This is a genomic window from Winogradskyella forsetii, from assembly GCF_013394595.1.
GTDB lineage: Bacteria > Bacteroidota > Bacteroidia > Flavobacteriales > Flavobacteriaceae > Winogradskyella > Winogradskyella forsetii.
In genome coordinates this window covers 280,713-306,664 of sequence record NZ_CP053348.1, presented here as the reverse complement: position 1 = coordinate 306,664, position 25,952 = coordinate 280,713, and the positions used below count along the sequence as shown (strand labels likewise).

The 25,952-nt window shown below is 35.5% G+C and carries 20 protein-coding genes and 1 tRNA gene; 2 read left to right on the top strand and 19 right to left on the bottom strand.

Annotated features, from left to right (window positions below):
* Positions 1-50: 50 nt before the first annotated feature.
* The 8 genes from HM987_RS01400 to HM987_RS01365 form a co-directional block, all read right to left on the bottom strand.
* Entirely contained in the window at positions 51-2,366 is a 2,316-nt protein-coding gene (locus HM987_RS01400; protein ID WP_218645601.1) for a glycoside hydrolase family 127 protein, read from the bottom strand.
* Positions 2,367-2,387: 21 nt separating this feature from the next.
* Positions 2,388-4,850, bottom strand: coding sequence for a glycoside hydrolase family 95 protein (locus tag HM987_RS01395; RefSeq protein WP_229724548.1), 2,463 nt, complete (start codon positions 4,848-4,850; stop codon positions 2,388-2,390).
* A gap of 241 nt (positions 4,851-5,091) precedes the next feature.
* A complete protein-coding gene (locus HM987_RS01390) occupies positions 5,092-6,657 on the bottom strand; it encodes a solute:sodium symporter family transporter (RefSeq protein WP_179004544.1) in 1,566 nt (521 codons plus the stop codon).
* 51 nt (positions 6,658-6,708) lie between these two features.
* Positions 6,709-7,896 (bottom strand): aldose epimerase family protein, encoded by a 1,188-nt coding sequence (locus HM987_RS01385; RefSeq protein WP_179004542.1) that lies wholly within the window; start codon positions 7,894-7,896, stop codon positions 6,709-6,711.
* A gap of 28 nt (positions 7,897-7,924) precedes the next feature.
* Positions 7,925-9,421: an L-arabinose isomerase gene (gene araA / locus HM987_RS01380; protein WP_179004541.1), complete on the bottom strand. Its 1,497-nt coding sequence runs from the start codon at positions 9,419-9,421 to the stop codon at positions 7,925-7,927.
* A gap of 15 nt (positions 9,422-9,436) precedes the next feature.
* Complete coding sequence (locus HM987_RS01375) at positions 9,437-10,138, bottom strand: L-ribulose-5-phosphate 4-epimerase (RefSeq protein ID WP_179004539.1); 702 nt, start codon at positions 10,136-10,138, stop codon at positions 9,437-9,439.
* The gene (locus HM987_RS01370; RefSeq protein ID WP_179004537.1) at positions 10,131-11,816 is read right to left on the bottom strand and encodes a ribulokinase; all 1,686 of its coding nucleotides are present in this window, start codon (positions 11,814-11,816) and stop codon (positions 10,131-10,133) included. The genes HM987_RS01375 and HM987_RS01370 overlap by 8 nt, the downstream gene beginning before the upstream one ends.
* Positions 11,817-11,821: 5 nt before the next feature.
* Positions 11,822-13,366 (bottom strand): alpha-N-arabinofuranosidase, encoded by a 1,545-nt coding sequence (locus tag HM987_RS01365; RefSeq protein ID WP_179004535.1) that lies wholly within the window; start codon positions 13,364-13,366, stop codon positions 11,822-11,824.
* A gap of 282 nt (positions 13,367-13,648) precedes the next feature.
* On the opposite strand from HM987_RS01365, the gene HM987_RS01360 reads away from it, so the two are divergent.
* The gene (locus HM987_RS01360; protein ID WP_179004533.1) at positions 13,649-14,338 is read left to right on the top strand and encodes an NUDIX hydrolase; all 690 of its coding nucleotides are present in this window, start codon (positions 13,649-13,651) and stop codon (positions 14,336-14,338) included.
* A gap of 99 nt (positions 14,339-14,437) precedes the next feature.
* Here the strand turns inward: HM987_RS01360 and HM987_RS19730 are convergent, their stop codons facing one another.
* The 4 genes from HM987_RS19730 to HM987_RS01340 form a co-directional block, all read right to left on the bottom strand.
* Positions 14,438-14,563, bottom strand: coding sequence for a glucuronate isomerase (locus HM987_RS19730; protein WP_370622882.1), 126 nt, complete (start codon positions 14,561-14,563; stop codon positions 14,438-14,440).
* A gap of 73 nt (positions 14,564-14,636) precedes the next feature.
* Positions 14,637-15,812, bottom strand: coding sequence for a mannonate dehydratase (gene uxuA, locus HM987_RS01350; RefSeq protein ID WP_179004531.1), 1,176 nt, complete (start codon positions 15,810-15,812; stop codon positions 14,637-14,639).
* Positions 15,813-15,882: 70 nt separating this feature from the next.
* On the bottom strand, positions 15,883-17,082 hold the full coding sequence (gene uxuA, locus HM987_RS01345) for a mannonate dehydratase (RefSeq protein WP_179004529.1): 1,200 nt from the start codon (positions 17,080-17,082) through the stop codon (positions 15,883-15,885).
* Between the two features lie 14 nt (positions 17,083-17,096).
* Positions 17,097-17,915, bottom strand: a complete 819-nt coding sequence (locus HM987_RS01340; RefSeq protein ID WP_179004527.1) for an SDR family oxidoreductase — start codon at positions 17,913-17,915, stop codon at positions 17,097-17,099.
* 234 nt (positions 17,916-18,149) lie between these two features.
* Here HM987_RS01340 and HM987_RS01335 point away from each other — a divergent pair, with 234 nt between their 5' ends.
* Entirely contained in the window at positions 18,150-18,632 is a 483-nt protein-coding gene (locus HM987_RS01335) for an SGNH/GDSL hydrolase family protein (protein ID WP_179004525.1), read from the top strand.
* 15 nt (positions 18,633-18,647) lie between these two features.
* Here HM987_RS01335 and HM987_RS01330 read toward each other — a convergent pair whose 3' ends face one another.
* From HM987_RS01330 to HM987_RS01300, 7 genes are all read right to left on the bottom strand, one after another.
* Positions 18,648-18,836, bottom strand: coding sequence for a carbamoyltransferase N-terminal domain-containing protein (locus HM987_RS01330; RefSeq protein WP_179004523.1), 189 nt, complete (start codon positions 18,834-18,836; stop codon positions 18,648-18,650).
* A 108-nt stretch (positions 18,837-18,944) separates the two neighbouring features.
* Positions 18,945-19,601 carry a fructose-6-phosphate aldolase gene (gene fsa, locus HM987_RS01325; RefSeq protein WP_179004521.1) on the bottom strand — a complete coding sequence of 219 codons (657 nt, stop codon included), beginning with the start codon at positions 19,599-19,601 and terminating at the stop codon, positions 18,945-18,947.
* A gap of 4 nt (positions 19,602-19,605) precedes the next feature.
* Positions 19,606-21,648 (bottom strand): transketolase family protein, encoded by a 2,043-nt coding sequence (locus HM987_RS01320; protein WP_179004519.1) that lies wholly within the window; start codon positions 21,646-21,648, stop codon positions 19,606-19,608.
* Between the two features lie 2 nt (positions 21,649-21,650).
* On the bottom strand, positions 21,651-22,976 hold the full coding sequence (xylA, locus tag HM987_RS01315) for a xylose isomerase (protein ID WP_179004517.1): 1,326 nt from the start codon (positions 22,974-22,976) through the stop codon (positions 21,651-21,653).
* A gap of 29 nt (positions 22,977-23,005) precedes the next feature.
* On the bottom strand, positions 23,006-24,490 hold the full coding sequence (locus HM987_RS01310; RefSeq protein WP_179004515.1) for a xylulokinase: 1,485 nt from the start codon (positions 24,488-24,490) through the stop codon (positions 23,006-23,008).
* A 4-nt stretch (positions 24,491-24,494) separates the two neighbouring features.
* Positions 24,495-25,481 carry a GntR family transcriptional regulator gene (locus HM987_RS01305; protein WP_179004513.1) on the bottom strand — a complete coding sequence of 329 codons (987 nt, stop codon included), beginning with the start codon at positions 25,479-25,481 and terminating at the stop codon, positions 24,495-24,497.
* Positions 25,482-25,811: 330 nt separating this feature from the next.
* Positions 25,812-25,893: transfer RNA gene (locus HM987_RS01300), tRNA-Leu, on the bottom strand.
* Between the last annotated feature and the right edge of the window lie 59 nt (positions 25,894-25,952).

The window sequence follows — 25,952 nt, the reverse complement described above, 5'->3', positions numbered from 1 at the left end:
GTAAAAAAAATTATTGCTAATGATAAGAGTGCTGTTTTTTTCATTGTTATTTAATCTTTCAAAATTCTTAATTCATAAAATCGAGGTGTTGGTTCTCCATTGTTAGATATGATTTTCACATTTATAACTTCCACGTCGCTCAACTTTATTCGAATGGTTTTATCCTTTGTTGAAATAATTTCAGCAGGTTTTCCATTTACAGAAATTTTAACATTATCTAATTTCAATTCATCCAAAACTGAAATATCTAAAAATTGACCTTCAGAATTTTTATTTGAAAATTGATAAAACATATAACCTCGAGTGCTTCTCCAAAACTTTTCATCATAACCAGAAAAACTTTTTTCACCTTTATATAAATGGCCAACTTCTGGTTGTTGTTCGCCGCAGTTTACTTTATCAATAGTTTTAGCTTCCAAAGCAGCTGCTTCCATTTCTTGCTTTTTTAACAAAGCTTGTTTTTCTTTATATTCCTCTTGGCTATAGGTTTGAAAATACATCTGGTAACGTGCATCGTGCACTTCGAAAAAGGGTTGAAGTTTTAAAGAATCTAAACTGATGTGAAGTTTTCTTATTTCTTTTGGCTTAGAAAGATAGCTGTCTTTATTACCAACTAAAGCATAAGCCTCATCTAATGGATAATATTTGCCATGTGTAGCATGTCCCATACGACTATCATCTGCAAATAATCCATCTAAATCCTTTGTAGATGTTTTAGCTGCTAATACAATAGGCCCATCAACATAAGCAACCCAATTTGAACCATCAGGTAAATTCTCTAAATGTGTATATGTTTTGAAACGAACAGTAATTTTATCACCAGATTTCCATTTTCTCTTTATGGCTATATAACTAGATGGCTTTTCTTGTATTTTTTGAACTTTTCCATTGACTAAAATTTCAAAGTTCTCCGCCCATTCTGGTTGGCGAATATGGATTACAAAAGTTTGTTTCTTTTTAAGTTTTAAAACTAATTCTGATTCGTTTTCATAAGGAAACTTCGTGTTTTGAGTTAATGAAATATTTTTCTCTTCCCAATTTAAAGTAGAAGGAATAAACAAATTCACAAACACATCATTTTCGTTATGGCTATAAATTAATTCGCCGTATTTCGTATGGTTTTCTAAACCAGAACCTACACAGCACCACATACTGGTAATTGGTTGCGAATAGACTCTGTAATGGTTAGGACGAATAGGTGTAAAATATACAAAACCACCTTTTTCTGGATGCTGACTTGATAATATATGATTGTAAAGTGTACGCTCATAAAAGTCTAAATAACTCACATCATTATTATCCAAAAACAAGGCTTTGCTTAACCGAACCATGTTGTAAGAATTACAGGTTTCAGGCCCTTGGTTGGATTTTATCATGCCGCTAAAATCATCAACAGGATTAAAATGTTCGGCAACACTATTACCTCCAAAAGCAACACTTCTTGTTTGTGCTACGCGTCTCCAAAAAAACTTAACGGCTTCAGCTAATTCTTTATTATTAGTTAAATCTGCTACTTTTTCGTAACCCAAAACTTTAGGTATTTGGGTATTGGCATGCATCCCTGTTAACTTATCTTCTTTATTCATCAAAGGTTCTAAAAACGATTTATGCGTAAGCTTTTTAGCTGTTTCTAAGTATTTTTCATCTTTTGTAATCGTATATAAATCAGCAAAAGATTCAGTAATACCACCATGTTCAGTTCTTAAAATATTTTGTATTTGCACATCAGAAAGTGGTTCTATTAAATCGATAAACCAATCACCTAATTTAATGACGATGTTTTTTGCTTTTTCACTATCTGTAAAACGATACGCATCAATTAATCCAGCAAATAATTTATGAATATTATATAATGGTACCCAAGTATTATTTAATCCAAAACCACTTCCATCGATATCACCTTTGTGGATACGTTGCCAAAACACTTTACCTTCTGGAATACCTCCCACATAACCATTCCCATTTGCATCTTGGCAACGCTCCAATTCCGAAAGCATATAATCTAAACGGGTTTTAAGCTCTTCATTATCGGTAGACGCATATAACATTGCCAGTGCCGATAAGTAATGTCCTGCTATATGACCATCCAACCCAATACTTTCCCAATTGCCATAACGTTTATCTTTGACCGGCAAACCTGCATCGATGAGATATGGCGCCAGCAATCTGTCGGGCTCCAACTCTAAAATATATGCCATGTCTACATCTTGGGCATTTTTAAACGGTCCCTCGGTCAGTCTTACATCATTTAAATCGAAAGATTGCATTTGTTGTCCTACTATAACACAAGAAGTCAGCAAAAAGAAGGTGAAACTTAAAACTTTGACTAAGGAAAAAGTGATGCTATTATTTTTTTGAATGTACATAATGTTTGCTCTAAATTTATTTCATTTTAAAACGAACCTATATGAATTACCTTTTTCAGTAGGAATATCATATAAGAACGTTTTTTTTAATTGTAACGGTTGAATCGTGGATGCTCCGGAAATGACTGGGTCTTTAATTTTAGGAACTAAAAAAAATGAATTCGGATTTTCTCCTGAAGCTTTATTTAATTTATTTCCAGATTCGAATTGCATTTCATTAGGTATTCGCAAGCGCAGATTCCCACCAAGATTGGATGTGATTTTTACTGAAAGTAGCTGTCCGTTTTTCCAGACCATATCCTCAATTGTAAAACCACCTTTTGTTTTTAAACCACTAATCATACCATTTTTAAAATTATCTGGTAATGCTGGTATTAAATGAATGGCGCCATCTGAGCTTTGCATCAACATTTCCGTAATGCCTGATGTACAACCGAAATTCCCATCAATTTGGAATGGTGGATGCGCATCAAAAAGGTTATTATAAGTTCCACCACCACCTTTTACAGTACCTAAAGGTGTCAGTTGATTTTGAATTAATTGATAAGCATGATTACCATCTTGCATTTTTGCCCACCAATTTACTTTCCAGCCCATACTCCAGCCTGTAGACACATCACCACGTTGTAAAAGTGTATTTTTTGCTGCTGCAAAAAGCTTCGGGTTTCTATAAGGGGAAATTTGGTTTGAAGGATATAATCCGTACAAATGAGAAATGTGTCTGTGTTTATCTGTTGGACTGTCAACATCATCTAACCATTCTTGTAACTGGTTATGTTTGCCAATTTGCATTGGCGGTAATCTTTTTTTCAAGCCTTCTAGTTTCTCGATTAAATCTTTGTCTTCTCCAAGTGCTTTAGCAGCGTTAATGGTTGCTGAAAAAACATCAAAAACCAATTGATTATCCATTGTTGAACCAGCTGTTATGGATGCTCCTTGATGTTCTTTTGGTGCATTTTCAGGAGAATTTCCAGGCGCAACTACCAGCCATTTATACTTTGGATGTTCAACTAAAAAATCAACATAAAACTCTGCAGCACCTTTTATTGCAGGATACACAGATTCTAGATATTTTTTATCACCTGTGTATAAATAACGTTCCCATAAATGTTGACTTAACCAACCTCCACCACCATTCCAAATACCCCAAAAAGAACCATCAATTGGTCCTGTAATTCGCCAAATATCAGTATTATGATGCGCCAACCAACCATCAGCACCATACATCACTTTTGCGGTTTCCTTTCCAGTTTCAGAAAGTTCTAGAATCATTTTTAAAAGTGGCTCATGCATCTCCGAAAGATTGGTTTTCTCGGCTGGCCAATAATTCATTTCTGTATTAATATTGATGGTATATTTACTATCCCAAGCAGGTTTCATACTTCCATTCCAGATACCTTGCAGATTTGCTGGTTGACCACCTGGTTGTGATGAAGAAATCAATAAATACCTACCGAATTGATAGTATAAAGTAACAAAAGAAGGGTCTTCTGTAGTATTGAAATTTTTAAGTCGTTCGTCAGTTGGAAATTTACTTGCTTCAGTTGTTCCTAAATCAAGTTTAACACGGTTAAAGTATTTTTGATAGGCAGCAATATGTTCAGCTTTCATAGTATCAAAACTCTTATCAAAAGCTTTATCTATAAAATCTTTTGCACGTTGATTTTCATCACCGCTGATATCTTTATAATTATTGAAGTTGGACGCAATTGAAACAAAGATTAAAACACTATTAGCTTTTTCAATGTTTAATGAGTTATCTGTATTCGTAATAATTCCGCCATCAGTCTTTATTCTAGCCAGTGCATTAAACTCAACTTTTCCTTCCACACCATCATGATCGCTAGTAGTTCCCCAAAGCGATAATTCATTTTTACCATTAACTGTAATGTTCTGTTTAATGTGTTGACTGGTAAGTGCTGCTGAAAAAGCTATTTTTCCTGGTTTATCTGCTGAAAGCTTTATAACCATAACTCTGTCTGGAAAAGAAATGAAAGCTTCTCTGGTGTACGTTACACCACCAACCATATAACTAGTTTTGGCAATGGCTTTTTCAATATCAAGTTCTCTATAATAATTAGAAAAATCATCATGATCCGTAAAAGTAAGTTCCAAATTCCCAACAGGCTGAAACATTTGTCCATGCGATTTTTTGGTGATTATTTTCTCATTTGCTAAGTTTTCAGCTGCTTTATAGTCACCTTCAAAAATTAATTTTCTAACTTTAGGTAAAGCTTCCAAAGCATTGGGATTGTCGTTTCTGTTAGGACTTCCACTCCACACAGTCGTTTCATTTAGTTGAAAAATTTCTTTTTCTACATTACCATAAACCATGGCAGCTTGAAAACCATTACCTATTGGTAGTGCATTTTCCCAGGTGTCGCCAGATGGCACATTGTACCATAGCTTTAAGCCGTCTGTATCCTGACTAATTGCTTGAAGGCAACATATAAAAAATATTATCAGGATGCTTTTTCTCATCATTTTCTAATTATTTCAGGAACTACTTTAGCTTTAAAGTGTAAATTACACACTTTTAAAATAAAACATAAGTATTTATATATAGCTAGTCTTTGATTTAACTTATAGAAAATATTAACTGAAAACTATACTATATTAACAAAGTTAGTAAATACACCTAACAAAAACAACCGATTGTGTTAATTAGGTGTAGCTATATGCCTTATCTTGTATATAATCTAAAGTACTATGTAAAATAAATGATCTAAGATAGATAAATATAAAGCCCAACTACTGCAATAACAGCTGCAAAACCTACAGGCTTCAAATATTTCCAATTTGTAATATCTACTTGCTTAGTGTATACTTGAACGTAATCCGTTTCCCTTGGAATAAATTTGCTGACAATGAACATAATCATTACGGTTAAAACAAACAGAATTCCCATAAGATGTAAAAAACTAATATCTGGTTTTATCACGTAAAGGGTTACTAAATAGGTAATAGCACTAAATAAGATAGCTATATTCGCTGCTTTAGCAGAGACACGCTTAGAGAATATCCCCACAATCACAATAGCTAAAATCGGTACACTATGTGTTCCATTTAACTGTTGTAAATATGTAAAAATACCACCTTCTACACCATATAACAATGGCGCAATGGCCATTGAAAATATAGCAAGAACGATTCCAAATAGTTTACCTGCTTTTACGGTTTGTCTTTCTGTTGCATCCTTTTTAATATAGGACTTATAGAAATCGAGACCAAATAGGGTCACCGAACTATTTAAAGCACTATTAAAAGAACTCAAAATCGCCCCAAACAATACTGCTGCAAAAAATCCTATAAAGGCTACTGGCAAAACCGCTTTAACAACCATTGGGTACGCTTCATCTGCATTTGCCAAATCACCATTAAAAATATAGAAAGCAATAATACCTGGTAATACCACAATAAATGGTCCTAATATTTTAATAAAAGCTGCAAATAAAAGTCCTTTTTGCCCTTCTTTAAGGTTTTTAGCACCAAGGGCTCTCTGAATAATGGCTTGGTTTGTTCCCCAATAATAAAAATTCACGATTATCATTCCCGTAAATAAGGTCCAAAATGGTACATCCGAATCTGGACCACCAATAATATCAAACTTTTCAGGCAATGCTGTTGTAAGTCTGTTTAGACCAGTGAGTACATTTCCGTCTCCAATTTTCATAAGCCCAAAGATTGGAATAAGAGATCCTCCAATGATTAAACCTACAGCATTTATTGAATCTGAAACCGCTACCGCTTTCAAGCCTCCAAAAATGGCATATAAACTCCCTATGACACCAATAGTCCAAACCGTAACCCAAAGTGCAGGTTCTGGCTCCATTCCTAACATTTCAGGAATATCAAACATGGTATTTATAGCTAACGCTCCTGAATACAGTACCGTTGGCAACATAGAAATAGCGTAACCCAAAAGGAATAATAATGAAACTATAGTTTTGGTTGATTTACCGTATCTATTTTCTAAAAATTGCGGAATAGTAGCAATACCACTTTTAAGATACTTAGGCAGCAAAACAAAAGCAGTAAACACCATGGCTATAGCAGCAACTACTTCATAAGCCATAATTGGAATACCATCTCTAAATGAAACGCCATTCATTCCAACAATTTGTTCAGTTGACAGATTAGTTAGTAATAATGAACCAGCGATTACAGGTCCTGTTAAGCTCCTGCCTCCAAGAAAATAACCATCCGAAGTTTTTTCATCCGTTTTTCTGGTTGACCACCAAGCGATGATCGCTACAATTAAGGTAAAAGCACCAAAAGAAATTAGACCCATAATTTTTAGTTTTTATTTAGTTAGTTGTATTTATAACGTTTACACGATGGATTACTTTATCGAAAATTTAAATGTTGTTTTTGTCGAATACGTCTCATCTGGATGTAAAACTGTGGTTGGAAATGCTTCTTGATTTGGTGAATCTGGATAATGCTGTGTTTCTAAACAGAAACCAGTTCTGTGTGCATACGTTCCACCATTAGGGTTTGGTAAGGTACCATCTAAAAAGTTTCCTGTGTAAAACTGAATTGCTGGTTCCGTTGATAAAATTTCCATAAAACGTCCGCTACTTTCATCATATGCTGATGCTACAAAACGCATATCCCCTTTTTCTCCATTTAAAACCCAACAATGGTCGTAACCTTGTCCACGTTTTAACTGCTCATTATCTGAACCAATTTCTTTTCCTACTTTTTTTGCTGAAGTGAAATCGAAAGGTGTGCCTTCAACTTTTCTGATCTCACCAGTTGGAATTAGGGTTTCATCAACTGGTAAATACGTATCTGCATCTATCACAACATCGTGATTTAAAATGTCTTTTGAAAAATCTCCTGTTAAGTTAAAATACGCATGTTGCGTTAAATTAATAACCGTAGTTTTATCTGTTGTGGCTTCATAGGAAACCTCCAAGGCATTATCTTTTGTAAGTGTATAAATTACCGTAACTTCTAGATTTCCTGGATAGCCTTCTTCACCGTCTTTACTCAAATAGGTTAGTTTTAAGGCTGAATCTTCTTTGCCCTCCATAGGTGTTACTTTCCAAATAACACGATCAAAACCTAAAACACCACCGTGTAAATGGTTGGCCCCATCATTAGTCTCTAAGTTATATTCTTTGCCATCTAAAGTGAATTTGCCCTTAGCAATTCGGTTACCGAAACGACCAATTAATGCCCCAAAAAACGGATTGTCATCTCGCAAATAACCTTCCATAGTGTCATGACCCAAAACGACATTCTCTAATTTACCGTCTTTATTTGGCACTTTTAAAGATGTAATTCTACCACCGTAAGTAATAACGTTTAACTCTACACCATTGCTGTTTTTTAAGGTGTATTGTTGTACTGTAGTACTATCATTTGTTTTACCAAATTCCGATTTCACTATAGGCAAGTTCTCTTCTACCATACTCTCTTCTTTTTCAGTGGTTTCTTCTTTTTTTGATTCTTTACATTGAATGTTAACACTTGCTATAAAAGCAAACACAAAGCAATAAAAGAGCGCTTTTGATTTTTTCATTTAATTTAGTTATTAGTTTGTTTATTTACTAATAAAACATGTAGTATGCTTCGTTAGCCTTTATCGATTGTTTAAAATTCCTAACCGTCGTATCTTCATCAATTACCAAGGCTTCAATGCCTGCCATTTCAGCAAAATCCTCTAATTGTTCTACTGAAAGATTTTCGCTGTAACACGTATGATGGGCGCCGCCTCCTAAAATCCAAGCTGTACATGCTGTTTCAAAATCTGGTAATGGTTTCCACATCACCCGTGCCACTGGTAATTTAGGTAATGCTTCGGTGACTTCCTCTCCAACCGTTTTGTTAATTAATAATCTAAAACGGTTTCCAAAATCCATTAAAGCAGCAACTAAAGAGTCGCCCGCTTTTCCATTAAATACCAAACGTACAGGATCTTCCTTACCACCAATTCCTAAAGGGTGTATTTCACAAGACGGCTTATCGCCAGCCAAAACAGGATCTACCTCTAACATATGCGACCCTAAAATTTTAGGATCGGAAGGATCTAAATGTAAGGTGTAATCTTCCATAAAGGCATTACCTCCTGTTAATCCATACCCCATAACTTTCATAGCTCGAGTTAATGCGGCTGTTTTCCAGTCACCTTCACCAGCAAAACCATACCCTTTTTGCATTAATCGTTGTACTGGTAGACCTGGTAATTGTTTCATTCCATATAGATCTTCAAATGTATCTGTAAAACCTTTGAAACCACCATCAACCAGGAATTTTTCAAGACCTAATTCTATGCGTGCCGCCTCAAGTAAAGACTGTCTGTTTTTTCCTCCTTCAAGAAGTGATTCCGCCATGCTATACGAAGCTTCATATTCTTTAACAAGTTTGTTTATAGCGTTATCTGAAATTGAATTAATAACTGCCACCAAATCTCCAACAGCATATGTATTTACTGAAAACCCGAACTTTGTTTCGGCCTCAACTTTATCACCATCGGTAACTGCAACAAAACGCATATTGTCACCGAAACGAGCAAATTTGGCACCTTGCCAATCATCCCAACCAGCAGCTACGCGTGTCCAATCTCCAATTTTCTTCTGAACTAATTCTGTAGACCAATGCCCAACGACAACCTTTCTGTTTTTACGTAAACGACTCACCATAAACCCAAATTCGCGGTCGCCATGTGCGGCCTGATTTAAGTTCATAAAATCCATATCAATCGAATTCCATGGAATGTCTCTATTAAATTGAGTATGTAGATGACACATTGGTTTTTGGAGCGCTGTTAAGCCTCTAATCCACATTTTTGCTGGTGAAAACGTATGCATCCAAGTAATGATACCAATACAATTCTTCTCATGGTTTGCAGCCGTTAAAGTTTCGAAAATCTCATCAGAAGACTTTACGGTTGGCTTAAAGATAACTTTTACTGGTATTAGTGCAGAGTCGTTTAAGGCTTTTGCAATTTCGGTTGAGTTCTGAGCGACTTGTTTTAATGTTTCTTTACCATATAAATCCTGGCTTCCTGTTATAAACCAAACTTCCTTATTTGAAATATCTATCATTTTTAATTTTATTAGTTATTGACCGTAATATGAATTTGCACCGTGCTTACGATCGTAATGTTTTTTAATTAATGAATCTTTTAATCTTGGTGCCTTTGGGTTTATTTGTCTTGTTAAGTAAGCCATTTCAGCACAAACCTCAAGCACTTTACTATTATAAACCGCTTTGGCTGCATTCTTTCCCCATGTAAATGGCCCATGGTTTCCTAAAAGTACCATTTCTACTTCACTGTGTGAAATGCCTTTATCCTTGAAGCAATCAATAATTTGGATAGCTGTATTGTGTTCGTAATTGCCTTCAATTAAATCGTCACGCATAGGTGCTGCACATGGAATATCAGCCGTTAAATGATCGGCATGTGTGGTTCCAAAAATAGGAATGTCCATCTGAGCCTGAGCCCAAGCCACAGAATATGTAGCGTGCGTATGTGCGATTCCTCCAATATCCTCCCAATGTTTATATAAATAGGCATGTGTTTTGGTATCTGAAGAAGGGCGCATTGTGCCTTCAATAATATTGTTGTCGAAATCAACAATAACAATATCTTCCGGTTTTAATTTTTCATAAGCCACACCACTTGGTTTAATGGCAAATGCACCAGTTGCTCTATCTACTGCACTTACATTCCCAAACGTGTAAACGACAAGGTTTAATGCATTTAATTGCATATTTGCCTCATAGCATTCTTCCTTTAGTGATTTATATTTGTTATTCATATGTTTTTGATTTTATTGATGCTTCCACAAACTGCCCTAGAACTTTATAAGCTTCCATGAAGTTTGCATATGTTTTAACTTGATTCGCCTGAGGGAAATACTCTGCTTCAAAATCGCTTCCCATGACTTTACTTGCCTCAACAACATTACTATAAATACCTGCTGCAACAGCTGCGTAGATCGCTGCTCCTAAAGCTGGTGCTTGGTCAGACTCCGCTACTTTTATGGGCATATTCACAACATTTGATAGCGTTTGCATAATAAATGGTGATTTACGCGCTACGCCACCAATACCGATTATGGTATCAATTTTCACACCTTCGTCTTCAAAACGATCTACAATCATTTTAGACCCAAAACAAATGGCATTAACCAATGCTTTAAAAATATGTGGTGCTTTTGTACCTAATGAAACACCTGTAAATGCTGCTTTTAATTCTTGATTTGCATCTGGTGTCCTGCGGCCATTTACCCAATCTAAAGCGATTGGCACGGCTTCTTCTAACGTGATTTTTTCAGCTTGACTTGTTAAAGTTCGAATAAAATTAGCATCAATTTCCTTTTGAAGTTTTTCTTTTTGATCTTCAGAAAGTATTGAAGAAGTCATTACTAAGTTTTCAATTGGCCAGTCTAAAACGCTTTTAAACCACGCTAAGACATCACCAAAAGCTGATTGACCAGCTTCTAAACCAATAAACCCAGGAATTACCGATCCATCTACTTGTCCGCAAATACCCTTAACACAATTGTTACCAATTACGTCTTCGTCTGCGACCATAATATCACAGGTTGATGTTCCCATAACACGTACTAAAGTGTTCTTATCTACTTTAGCACCAACAGCACCAGCATGTGCATCAAATGTGCCAACTGCAATGACTGTTTTTGTGGTTAACCCTAGCTTATCTGCCCATTTTTGGTTTAAGTGCCCTGCAATGTCATCAGACGTATAGGTTTCATCGTATAAATGATCTCTTAACTCTGCTAAATAAGGATCTAGTTGATCCAAAAATGTTTTAGCAGGCAACCCATTCCAGCTTTTGTGCCACATAGCTTTGTGTCCTGCTGCACAACGACTGCGTTTGAAGGATGCGAGATCTTGATTGTCCACCAACATATACGTCATATAATCACAGTGTTCCATCCACGTATGTGCCGCTTCTTTTACTGCTTTATCTTCTCTGGCTACGTGCAAGATTTTTGCCCAAAACCATTCTGAAGAATAAATTCCACCTTCATATTTTGTGTAATCTTCTCCACCCCAATTTCTTGCCAAATCATTAATTTCATTAGCTTCTTTGACCGCTGTATGGTCCTTCCAAAGCACCATTAATGCGTTTGGATTTTCCTTGAAGTCATCTACTAAAGCTAGTGGTGTTCCATCTTTTGTTAATGGTAAAGGTGAAGATCCCGTAGTATCAATACAAATGCTTACAATGGTTTCTGGTGTTACCCCACTTTGGGAAATTACGGATGTTATGGTGTGTTCTAATCCTTCGATGTGATCTAATGGATGTTGTCTAAATTGATTGATTCCTGGGTTACAATATTTTTGCGCTTTCCAACGTGGATACCAAAACACCTCTGAGGCCAATTCGGCTCCGTTTTGCGTATCAATTAATACTGCTCTTACCGAATCTGATCCGTAATCGAGACCAATGACATATGTCTTATTCATTACTATTAATTTAATTCAAAAACAACAACAGAAAACGCTGGAATTTCTAATGTTATTTTTCCTTTTTTGTATTTAAAATCTTTGAATTCTTTAGGCTTAATTTTATCTGGATTATCAAAAGTATTATGATCTTGTACTTTTTTGGATTCCAAGATTGAAGCCGAAATTGGCTTCATTTTATCAACATTCACAGTAATTTCATAGGATTTATCGCCATCAATATTTACCAATGATACATGTGTTTTTCCTGATTTATCTGTTGAAGCTGATAAAGAAATTGCTGGTGCATCTCCAAAACTAGGATTATTTTCAATTTCAGTTGACAATAACTCAGCATCTTGATGAACTTTATACATATTCATCACATGATATGTTGGTGTCAGTAACATCTTTTCGTCATCTGTTAAAATTATGGCTTGCAAAACATTAACGGTCTGAGCTAAATTTGCCATGTGCACTCGATCTGCATGATTATTGAAAATGTTTAAAGTAAGTCCTGCAATCATAGCATCTCGCATTGTATTTTGCTGATGTAAAAATGATTTATTTGTACCTGGTAAAACATTATACCAACCGCCCCATTCATCTACAATTAGGCCTACTTTTTTTTCTGGATCATACTTATCCATGACCTCAGCATTTTTATTGATAAACTCGTCCATAAACCAAGCTCTTTGCATGGTTTTAAAATATTCTTCATCGGTAAATTCAATGGAATGGCCTTTGTCTACCCAATCAAAAACAGAGTAATGATGCACAGAAAGCCCTTCTATCCTATTAGCTGGTATGTTTTTCATAACTGTTTCTGTCCATTCGTAATCTGGTTCCCCAGGCCCTACAGCTATTCGGTATAATTTCTCGGTATTATCGTAGCTAGATATGGCAGTTGCATAGCGTTTATAGAGGTTGCTATAATATTCTGCGGTCATATCACCTCCACAATCCCAAGACTCGTTACCAATACCCCAATACTTAACGTCCCATGGTGTTTCTCTACCATTTTCTTTTCTCAAATCTGTTAAGTCGCTAGATCCATTTGGGTTATTTACATAACGCTCCCATTCTACGGCCTCTTGTACAGAACCAGAATTCATATTAACGGCTAAATAAGGTTCCGCCCCTAACGTTTCGCATAAATTTAAAAACTCATGTGTGCCAAAACCGTTATCTTCTCTTACATTACCCCAAGAGACGTTTTCTATATTTTTTCTATCTTCTTTTGGGCCTATGCCATCTTTCCAATGATAAATATCTGCAAAACAACCTCCTGGCCATCGCAGGTTAGGAATATTGAGCTCTTTAAGCGCTTCAATAATATCGTTTCTCACCCCATCTGTATTCGGAATAGCACTATCATCTCCAACATATAGTCCACCGTAAACAGATCTACCTAAGTGTTCTGCAAAATGTCCATAAATATGTTTACTAATGGTTTGGTTTGTTTCTGCAGGATTTATTTTAACTATTGTTGCATTATTTTGTGAATGCCCAAATGATGCTACTAAAATGACTGCAAACGCCTTGAAAAATTTAGAAAATTGTAGATGCATTATATGATTATTTATTTAACATTAAGTATACTTCGCCATCCCAAACTCACGATAAATGAGTCAGGAAATCAAAGAAAACGGTGTCAATCACAGCGATAAATCTATAATGAGTAATTTATGCTATAGTTAAAAAACAATAAGTGTAATTAAGACACTACCAAAGTAATACAAAACAATTATTAAAACCAAATAGTTTTAAAAATAAATGTAATATTAACACTTATTTGCTCCTAACAGGCGTCATATTTAAAATTTACTATACTTTTGTGAAAATTTTAAATTATGTTTAAAGGCTATATACCAGAAGATAAAATTTTTCTAGCCGTAGATTGTATCATTTTTGGGTTTGATGATGAAGATTTGAAGGTACTTCTAATTCAAAGGGATTTTGAACCAGAAAAAGGAAAATGGTCTTTAATGGGTGGCTTTTTAAAGAAAAATGAAACATTAGACGATGCTGCCGCAAGAATACTATTTAGACTAACAGGAATGCACGACATCTACCTAGAACAACTTTATGCTTTTAGTGCGGTAGATAGAGATCCTGTTGAAAGAACAATTTCAACTTCTTATTATGCTATTATAAACATTGAAAAGCATAACGAAGAATTAATAGAGAATTATAATGCCAAATGGTTTAGTCTAAGCCAGATTCCTCAGCTAATTTTTGACCACAATGAAATGTTGGAAAAAGCAGTAAGACGCTTACGACGCAGAACATCTATAAATCCTATTGGTTTTGAATTACTTCCTGAAAAGTTTACAATGCGCCAATTGCAAAAACTATATGAAACTATTCTAGATAAAGAATTGGATAAGAGAAACTTTATCAATAAAATAAAGTCTATGGATATTGTAGTGAAGCTGAATGAAAAAGACATGACCTCTTCTACTAAGGGTTCCTATCTTTATAAGTTTGATCAGAATAAATATGATGCAAAACAGGTTAACGATTTTTATCTAAAATTATAAGTCATTCTACAACGTTATTTAAAACGAAGCACTTATCTATTTAAGATGTTGAGACCGTAACACAGTATTTATCTGTCATTTGCCCTTTAAGCTCTGCCTTTATAATGATCGCCTTTTTAGCCAAACTTCGGTCATGTTTTTAACAGACTTATTTTCAGAAATCTGTTTGGCTGATAAATGATTGTAATCATCTATTATTGGTAGATTTTTGTGTAACGATGGTATAATGTTTCTGCTACACTAGTCTGTAATATAAAATTATCTGTTATAAAATGTTTCGAATTTATTATACTCCTAACTACAAGCTTTTCAAAATACCCAACTCTAAACCTCTAAGTTCTGCTAAACCTCTCAACCTTCCGATACCTGAATATCCTGGATTGGTTTTCTTCTGCAAATCATCTAGCATTTGATGGCCATGATCTGGTCGCATAGGAATCAATGCGTCAGACATACCTTCTGCTTTTCGTCTATGTTCCTCAACGACCACTTCTTTTACTACCTGATACATATCTACATCGCCTTCTAAATGGTTGGCTTCATAGAAATTACCTTTAGCATCGCGTTTTGTACTTCTCAAATGTAAAAAATGAACTCTGTCTGCAAAACGTTTAAACATCTTTACCAAATCGTTATCCGCCCTAACCCCTAAAGACCCGGTACAAAAAGTGATACCGTTGGCTCTATCTGGCACTTCTGAAAATAAATAAACATAATCCTTTTCAGTACTTACCACTCTTGGCAATCCTAAAATTGGATATGGAGGATCGTCCGGATGCATACACATTAAAATATTATTTTGAGAAGCTACAGGAATTATTTCCTTTAAAAAAGCCACCAAGTTTTCTCTCAATTTTTGAGCGTCTATGTCTTTGTAAGTGTCTAAAATCGCCTGAAATTGTTCTAAAGTATAGCCTTCTTCTGCACCGGGTAATCCAGCAATAATGTTGTTGACGAGTTTTTGTTTGCTGTCTTCAGAAAGTTGATCATAATAGGCTTTTGCCTCAGCTTTTTGTTCTGCCAAATACACTGCTTCCGCCCCTGGTCGCTGTAATAAATGAAGTTCAAAGGCTGCAAAAGCGGTGACATCAAAACGTAGTGCTTTTGAACCATCCGCAACTTGAAAAGCTAAATCTGTGCGCGTCCAGTCTAAAACGGGCATAAAATTGTAGCAAACAATATGTACTCCGCAACTGGCTAAGTTCTCTAAACTTTTTTTATAATTCTCTACATACTGTTGAAAATTTCCTGAGCGTGTTTTTATGGTTTCATGAACAGGAATGCTTTCTACTACACTCCAAGTGAGTCCACTATTTTCAATGGTTTCTTTTCTTTTTTTAACCTCATCAACTGTCCAAACTTCTCCGTTTGGAATATGATGTAAGGCAGAGACCACTCCTGTTGCTCCAGCTTGTTTAATATCTGATAAGGATACGGGATCATTAGGTCCGTACCAACGCCATGTTTGTTCCATAATTATTTTTTATACCGAAATAAGGTTACAACAAATTTGAGAAAATAATAGCGAAGAGTCACTCAAAAAATCATTTCATTTTATATCGAATTCCAGATTCCAACCCAGACAATTCTGCAAGCCCTTTTAAACGACCTATTAAAGGATAACCAGGATTCGCTTCTCGTTTAAAATCATCTAAAATTTTATGTCCATGATCTGGTCTCAATGGGATATTATAATCTAATCTATTATTAGCTTTTCTTCTTATTTGTTCCTCTATGATAACCTCCATTATAGGTTCAACATTCTCTTCTAAGTGCGATGTTTCGTAGAAATCACCATTCTCTAAAACCCTTGTCATCCTTAGGTGAAGAAAATGCACTCTTTCCGCATTGTTTTTGAAAATAGATATTAAATCATTATCTAACTTTGCTCCCAATGAACCCGTACAGAACGTGATACCATTATGTAAAGAAGGACATGCTTGGCACAACCATTCAAAATCTTCTGCATTACTCACTATTCTAGGCAATCCTAAAAGTGGAAATGGCGGATCGTCTGGATGAACAGCCAAATTAACACCTGCGGATTCTGCTACAGGTATGACTTCATTTAAAAAATAGGAAAAATTTTCTCGCAATCTATTTTTATCAATACCATCATAAGCTGCCAACAAATTATTAAATAAATTCAAATAGTTTTTCTCTCCTTCTTTTACGGCACCATCTATAAACGATTGTGTTTTAACTATAATGTTATAACCCAGTGTGTCTTTCTCTTCCTCACTTAAACTATCAAAAACTGATTTTGCTGCTTTAATTTCACTTTCAGAATAGTCTTTTTCTGCATTGGGTCGTTTTAGTAAAAATAAATCAAAAGCTGTAAATAGATTTTTATCGAAATACATCGCTTCTGCGCCATTTTTTAGAGTATAGTGAAGATTGGTTCTTGCCCAATCCAATACAGGCATAAAGTTATAGCAAATGGTTGTTATACCACATTTGCCTAAATTTTCAACACTTTGCTTGTAATTAGCTATTAAATTTACTCTTGCAGGTGTTCCTTTTTTTATGTCTTCATGAACGGGTAAGCTTTCAACAACTTCCCAAGTCAGTCCATGGGATTCTATGTTTGTTTTTGTTTTTAAAATCTCTTCTTCCGTCCAAATTTCTCCATTAGGAATATGATGTAATGCCGTAACAATCCCAGTGGCTCCAGTTTGGGCTATTTCTTTTAGTGATATAGGGTCTTTATCTCCAAACCACCTTAAGGTTTTAATTAGTTTCATACCGTTAAATCAAATTAGACACCACTAAACGAGCTGAAACCTCCATCTACAGGAATAACAGTTCCGGTTATAAAACTTGCGGCATCAGAACATAAGAATTGGACAATTCCATTGAGTTCCGTAATATCACCAAATCGCTTCATAGGGGTTCGGGCTAAGACTTTTTTACTTCTTTCAGTAAACGAACCATCTTCATTAATTAAAACTTTTCTATTTTGATCACCTATAAAAAACCCAGGTGCTATTGCATTCACTCTCACCTTTTCTCCAAATTTAGTTCCCATTTCCATAGCCATCCATTTGGTAAAGATATCGATACCACTTTTAGCTACTGAATACCCAGGAACTCTTGTAATCGCAGACAATGTTGCCATTGATGACACATTTATAATACTTCCTTGTCCTTGATTAGCCATAGCCTCTCCAAATACCAAACACGGATAAACGGTACCATTTAAGTTGAGATTGGTTACTTTTTCAAAATCTTCAATTTTCATATCGAAAACCGTTTGCTCTTCTGTTAATGTGGCTCCCGGTAAATTTCCTCCAGCGGCATTAATCAGAATATCAATTTTGCCCCAAGCTTCAATGATTTTTTCTCGGGTATTTTTCATTTCTTCAACATCTAAAACATTAGAAACATAGCCAATAGCTGTTCCGCCCATGGCTTCTAATTCTTCAACCCTAGTTTTTACGTTTTCCTCACGAATATCTAGTACTACTACTTTGCAACCGGCATTTATTAAATGTTTAGATATATTTCCTCCTAGCACACCTCCTCCACCTGTAACAATGGCAACTTTACTAGATACATCAAATATTGATTTATTCATTTTAGTTTATATTAATAGTTTTAAATTTGCTTAATCTGTTTTTGTTGAACTGTTTTTAGACAACCGTTTGTTTTGATGCAATATACATAAACAAGAAGTGAAATTTAAACATTTTAGTGCGAATTTGCACGAACAAAAAATTAAAGCTGACATGACAATCGAAGATCCTGATTCAAATTTTAAAACACATACGCTATAAAAAAACAACTTCTATTTAGATCAATTGCTATCTTATTGCCTTTTGTCTTAATATTTATTCTAGAAATTGGATTGAGAATTGGTGGTTACGGTGAAAGTTATCAGCTGTTTCATGGAATTCCGCATGTAGAAAACAAACCGGATTATCTTGTGATGAATAAAAAAATTGCAGGAAAATACTTCAAAGATAATGGGCTGCGTTCTGATAATCAATCCGATTTATTTTTAAAAACTAAAACTGACAGTACATTTAGGGTTGTAGTACAAGGCGCATCAACCGTTGTAGGTTTTCCTTTTTACAGAGGTGCTTCCTTTCCTAGATTGTTAAAGCATCGATTATCCCACACCTTTCCCGACAAAAACATTGAAGTTATAAATACAGGAATCACTGCTGTAAACTCGTATACGCTTTGGGATTTAACCGACGACATTATAGAGCAAAAACCAGATTTGGTTATCATTTATGCTGGACATAACGAATATTATGGTGCGTTGGGCGTAGGCTCAATTATTACTTAAGGATCACATTCTTCCTTAATTAGCATATTCCTCAAAGGTTAACCCTGATTCGTTAAGGCAAAAATTAATAGCGTTTTCTGGGAACGAGGCATCATTTTTTATTCTTGTAAAACGTTCTTCTTGTGCCGCAAATAACACGTTACCACCCTCTACAATTGCAGCGGCCGAATCATGATAATAAGCAGATATACCAAGAATTTTCATTTCAAAAAATAATTATGGATTTTTGGTAAAAGCCTTAAACAAAATCATTTTTAAATTATCGTTTAGTTTATTACTTTATCATTTTTTCCAGAAAACGCCATTAACTATTTAATTATTCCCTTTCTTATAATCTTCTAAAAATTTCGCTAAACCAATATCCGTTAATGGGTGTTTTAATAAACCTGTGATTGAAGATAATGGGCCTGTCATCACATCACTACCTAATTTTGCACAATCAATAACATGCATGGTGTGACGAATCGAAGCTGCCAAAATTTGCGTATCAAATCCATAATTATCGTAAATTAATCGTATTTCTGCAATTAGGTTTAAACCATCTGTTGAAATATCATCTAATCGTCCTAAAAAAGGCGACACATAAGTTGCACCTGCTTTGGCTGCCAATAAGGCTTGACCAGCAGAAAACACTAAAGTTACATTGGTTCTAATACCTTTATCTGAAAAATATTTACAAGCCTTCACACCATCTGCAATCATCGGTAATTTTACTACGATTTGCGGATTTAATGCTGCCAGTGCTTCTCCTTCTTCGACCATTCCGTCAAAATCGGTTGAAATCACTTCGGCACTGACATCGCCATCGACGATATCACAGATTTTCTTGTAATGCGCTAAAATATTATCTTTTCCGGTAATGCCTTCTTTGGCCATTAACGAAGGATTTGTAGTAACGCCATCCAAAACGCCTAAAGCTTGTGCTTCCCCTATTTCATCGAGGTTTGCTGTATCTATAAAGAATTTCATAATCTTATTTTTTAGTTGTTTTTAAATATTCCAATACTTCTTTGCTCACTTTCTCTCCTGTGAAACCAAATTTGTCATCCAAAACCGTTGCCGGCGCAGAATATCCAAAATGTTCCAATCCGAAGACTTTTCCGTTGTCACCAACCAAGCCTTCCAAATTCACAGGTAAACCCGCTGTTAAACCAAATAAAGGTTTGTTTTTAGGAATGATGCCTTCTTGATATTCTTTAGATTGCAATCTGAATAATCCTTCAGAAATGATTGAAGCTATATTGACTTTTAATCCGTTCTCGGATTCTAAAATGTCTGCTGCTTCCACCAAGGTTGCAACTTCAGAACCATTGGCAATTAATACTACATCTGGATGTTCGACTTCTTTAACTAAATAGCCCCCTTTTTCGGCAGCCAAGGCATCCTTATATCTCGAACCAGAAACGGATAAGATATCTTTAATCCCTTGTCTCGAAAGAATCAACCCAGTAGGCGTTGACGTATTTTCTAAAGCCATTTTCCAAGCCACACTTGTTTCAGCAGAATCTGCAGGACGCAAGGCTAAAAAACTTGGTTTGCCGCTGTGGTTTTTTAATTTTTCCAATAATCTTATTTGAGCTTCCTGCTCCACAGGTTGATGCGTTGGTCCATCTTCCCCAACTCTAAAGGCATCATGCGTCCAGACATATTTCACAGGTAATTCTTGGATTCCGCTTAATCTTATCGCTGGTTTCATATAATCTGAAAACACAAAGAATGTCGCCACAACAGGAATACAGCCACCATGTAAAGCAATACCATTGGCGATACACGCCATGGTTAATTCCGCTACACCTGCTTGTAAAAACGAGCCTGAAAAATCTCCTTTTTGAAGTGCTGTTGTTTTCTTTAAGAATCCGTCGGTTTTATCAGAGTTAGATAAATCTGCTGAAGACACAATCATGTTTTCAACCTTGCCAGCTAAATAGCCTAAAACGCCAGAAGATGCTGCTCTAGAAGCTAACCCTTCTTTATGTACGATCGATTCAAAATCCAATTCCGGCAACTTTCCTGATAAGAAAAAATTTAATTTTTCTGAAAGCTCCGCATTATCCTTTTTCCAAGCAGCGATGTCTTTTTTCTTTTTAGCCGCTTCTTCTTCTTTTTTCTTTACAATATCCTTGTAATAAGTTTGAACATCTTCAAAAATATCAAACGGACTTTCAACTTTCGCTCCTAAATTAAGTAGGGTTTTCTCGTAATCTGCTCCAGAGTTCCCAATAGGTTGACCATGCAATTCACAGTGCCCTTCAAACATACTTCCATCAGCAGCCACTGCGCCCTTGCCCATAATCGTTTTACCGATAATTAAGGTTGGGCGTTCTTTTTCTTTATTCGCATCTGTCAATGCTTTTCTTATCTCGTCATGGTTATGCGCATCAATCGTTATCACATTCCAGCCCCATGCCTTATATTTCATTTCAGTATCTTCACTCGTCACTTCATCTGTAGAAGTGGATAGTTGAATGTCATTGGAATCGAAGAACATGATGAAATTGCTTAATCCTAAATGTCCTGCAATTCGACCTGCACCTTGCGAAATTTCTTCTTGCACACCACCATCAGAGATAAAACCGTAAATTTTATGGTTCATCCAATCACCAAATCGAGCTTGTAAAAACTTAGCAGCTATTGCAGCTCCAACACCCATAGTATGACCTTGCCCTAATGGTCCTGAAGTGTTTTCTATACCTCTTTTTACATCCACCTCTGGATGCCCAGGCGTTATAGAACCCCATTGACGGAAGTTACTAACATCGTCTTTAGAATAATTTCCTAAAAGATAGTATTGTGCATACATTAGGGTTGATAAGTGACCCGCATCCATAAAGAAACGGTCTCTAAATGGCCATTCCATATCAGATGGATCAAAATTAAAAAACTCTGAGTAGAGTATGTGCATATAATCGGCACCACCCATTGGCCCTCCAGGATGTCCTGAATTTGCCTTTTCTACCATAGCGACGGCTAATGCTCTAATATTATCGGCCGATTGCTGATCTATTTTTTTATTCATGTTTAAATGTATTGGTTGATTATGTTTTCGAACAATTCTTGCTTACCACTCTTTAATGATAGTTCTCCATTTTCATGAGCTATTTTATATAGATCTTGTAAGTTTAATTTTCCATCTTCAAAATCTTTTCCTTTACCTGAATCAAAGGAACTGTATCTTTCTTGTCGCAGTTTCTCATAAGGTGACGAAGTTATAATTTTATCTGCAATAAGTAAAGCTCTTGCAAAAGTATCTGCACCACCAATATGTGCATGGAAGACATCTTCTAAATCGGTTGAGTTTCTTCTGATTTTTGCATCAAAATTAACACCTCCTCCTTGTAAACCACCAGCTTTCAAGAAAACCAACATCGCTTCAGTAGTTTCCTGAATGTTATTAGGAAACTGGTCTGTATCCCAACCATTTTGGTAATCACCTCGGTTAGCATCTAAACTTCCTAACATCCCTGCTTTTGCAGCCGTTTCTATTTCGTGTTGGAAAGTGTGTTGCGCCAACGTAGCATGGTTAACTTCAATATTAATTTTGAAATCTTTATCTAACCCGTACTCTTTTAAGAAACCGATAGCAGTTGCTGTATCAAAATCATATTGATGCTTAGACGGCTCCATTGGCTTTGGTTCTATAAAGAAATTTCCTTTAAATCCTTGTGCTCTGGCATAATCTCTACACATGGTTAAAAACTGACCCATATGGTCTAACTCACGACCCATATCTGTGTTAAGTAAAGACATGTAACCTTCACGACCACCCCAAAATACGTAGTTTTCCCCGTTTAAAGCCATCGTCGCGTCTAGCGCTAATTTTATTTGTCCACCTGCTCTAGCAACCACATCAAAATCTGGATTGGTTGAAGCGCCATTCATGTAACGCGGATTAGAAAAACAATTTGCTGTACCCCAAAGTAATTTAACACCAGAAGCCGCTTGTTTCTCTTTTAAATAGTCTGTGATCGTCGCTAGTCGCGATTCCGATTCTGAGAATGTTGCACCTTCTCTTATCAAATCATAATCGTGGAAGCAGTAATAATCGAATCCCATTTTGGTAATAAATTCAAAAGCAGCATCTGCTTTCTCCTTTGCCGCCTCAACAGCATCGGCTGGTTTATCCCATTCAAAACTTTGCGTTCCTGGACCGAATGGATCTGCGCCTTGGCCACAGAAGGTATGCCAATAGGCTATTGAGAATTTAAACCATTCTTTCATGGTTTTACCAGCAACCACTTGGTCTGGGTTGTAATATTTAAACGCTAATGGGTTGTCTGAATCTTTTCCTTCAAACTTAATGTCGCCGATACCTTTATAGTATTCTTTATTTCCTAAAATTGCCATAGTATAATGTTATAAAATTAATGTTTGATTTATTTATTATTTAATTTAAGATTTAATTCTGCTTTCCAGTTTTCGTATGCTTTTAGATAGGGTGCTTTATCCTTAAAAGGCATAAAGGTCATGACGTGATCATTATCTTCAACCAATTTTCCGTACGAATCAAAATCGCCCTCATGTAATCCAGCAGCTCTGGCCGCACCAATAGCGCCTGTGGTATTATAGATTTCGATTTCTTGGTCTATTAAGGTCGCTACCGTATTTGCAAAGATTTCCGAACGAAATAAATTATCATTTCCTGCTCGCATCACCTTAATATTAATACCGTCAGATTTTAAGATATCCATACCATATACAAATGAAAATGCAATACCTTCTAAAGCCGCTCTGCATACGTGCCCTTTTTGATGGTTATTTAAATTTAAATTAACCAAACGTGTTCCTATTTCCATATTGTTAAGCATTCTTTCAGCTCCATTTCCAAACGGTAGCATACAAACACCATCCGAACCTACTGGAACTTGAGAGGCCAATTGATTCATGTCGTCATAAGAATCTACAGCTAGATTATTTAACAACCATCTATATTGAATACCTGCACCATTTATATTGAGCAGTTTGCCAATTCTAGGAAGTGATTGTTTATAATTGACATGTGCAAAATTATTAACCCTTGTGCTTTCTTTACCAGATAAATTATCGGTTACAGCATACACCACACCTGATGTTCCACCAGTTGCAGCTACTTCGCCAGGGTTAAACACGTTTAATGATAGTGCATTATTTGGCTGGTCTCCTGCTCTGTAATATATTGGTGTTCCTGCTGCAATACCACTATCTGTTTCGCCTTTTTCATCTACAACCGATTGTAATCCAAAGGTATCGACGACATCGGGAACCAAGGCCTTATCAATGCCATAATGCTCTAAAAGAAAATCTGCAATGGTATCATTTTTAAAATCCCAAAATATACCTTCTGAAAGTCCAGAAATAGTGCTATTAATTGTGTTTGAAAACTTAAAAGCAATATAATCGCCTGGAAGCATAAATTTATAGATATTACTATAAATATCCGGTTCATTATCTTTTACCCATTTTAGTTTTGAAGCCGTAAAATTTGCAGGTGAGTTTAATAAACTGCTTGCACATTTTTCTTCCCCAATGCTTGTAAAGGCGTCTTTTCCTATTTGAACCGCTCTACTATCACACCAAATAATACTTTTTCGAAGCGGTTTTCCTTCTTTGTCTACAATGACCAATCCGTGCATTTGGTAAGAAATACCTATCCCTTTAATTTGGGTTCTAGATATATTGTACTGTTTTTTTAAACGTGCAATAGCATTACAAGAATGCATCCACCAATCGTCAGGTTTTTGTTCTGCCCATCCGTTTTTTTGAGCAAACATGCTCATTTCCTTTTCTGGCTCTTGAACAACACCTACGCTTTTTCCCGTAGTTATTTCCACTAGCGCTACTTTAATTGATGAACTTCCGATGTCTAATCCTAGATAATACATAGTTTTATAATGAATCTCTTAATATTAATTTTGTTGGTATGTAGTTTTGTAATGGCTTTTCAGTCTTAATAAATCCGGCAGCTTTGGCGCCCATGTCTTCAAAATTGGTTGAAATGACTGAAATACCTTTGTAGATAAACTTTTTCATTGGGGTATCATTGTAAGATAAAAACCCAACATCTGTTCCTGGCTCAAAACCTTTGACTTTGCATTGTTCCAAGAATGAACCTAAAATCCGGTCGCTAACACTGATATAAGCTTCATTTTTGATGACGTTAAATTCACTAGAATCTCTTACAATGCGGTGTTTAAAATTATTTTCCTCACAAAACTTTTTAAAATACTTCAGTGTTTCGGAGGGATGATTAGTGAACGTAGGATATACGAAAACAACTTTTTTATATTTTTTAAAGGCATTAACCGCTTCCTTCAACGCCTCATAAAATGACAGTCCAAAATCTTGAAAAACATAATTGTTGGATGCATTTGAATGCACATTCCAATCAATAAGTAGAAGTTTGTCATTGTCAAAATATGACAATGTTGAAGCCACTTCCTTATGATTGAATGTCATAACCACAAATTTGTAATATTTGCCTTTGCCGTTATTTAAAATAGTTTTAAAGTTATTGATGTTATAGTGATGAAATTGAACATCAACTATCACATTTTTAGGTAAATTATTTACAAATGAATGATAAAGCACCTCTTTATAAGCTTTAAAGGTGTCTAAAACCAAAAGTACTTTTCGAGTGTCGTTAGCAACGTAATAGCCTTTGTTAGGCACAGATTCTACAACACCATTTTCTTTTAAAATTGAATACGCTTTAAAGACAGTATCCCTTGAAAGATTGTAGTCTTTACATATGTTATTAACCGAAGGTAAAGGATCACCACTAGAAATAGAACTACTAGAAAGTGCATCATTTATAGTATTCACCAATTGCTGATACCTAGGTATATCACTATCAAGATTAATATCAAAAATCATAAAACCGTTCTGTTCTGTTCTGGTATGCAAATATATTCAAAAATAGTTATGTTCCAACGAATATTTTTAATTATTTAAGGTCAAGGCAAAACAAAGGGTTCTAAGTGCTTGAAGCTTTATTTTTATATTCATCATATTCCAAATCGACCAAATTTCATTAGAATCTAGCTCTTATTTATAGGTGAAAAATGACTTATTTTTAGCAATTAAGCGTTTTCGTTATTAAACACTTTTAGGAGATCAATGAAATTTACTCGTTCTGTACGGCATAACTTATGTTCAAGTTAAAACGCAAAAAGCCGAAGATTTCTCTTCGGCTTTCATTCGGAGTACAGGCGGAGAGACTCGAACTCTCACACCTCGCGGCACTAGATCCTAAGTCTAGCGTGTCTACCAATTCCACCACGCCTGCATTTTGGACTGCAAATATAAACAATAGTTTCAATATTCAAATAGGATTTAAATAAGAAA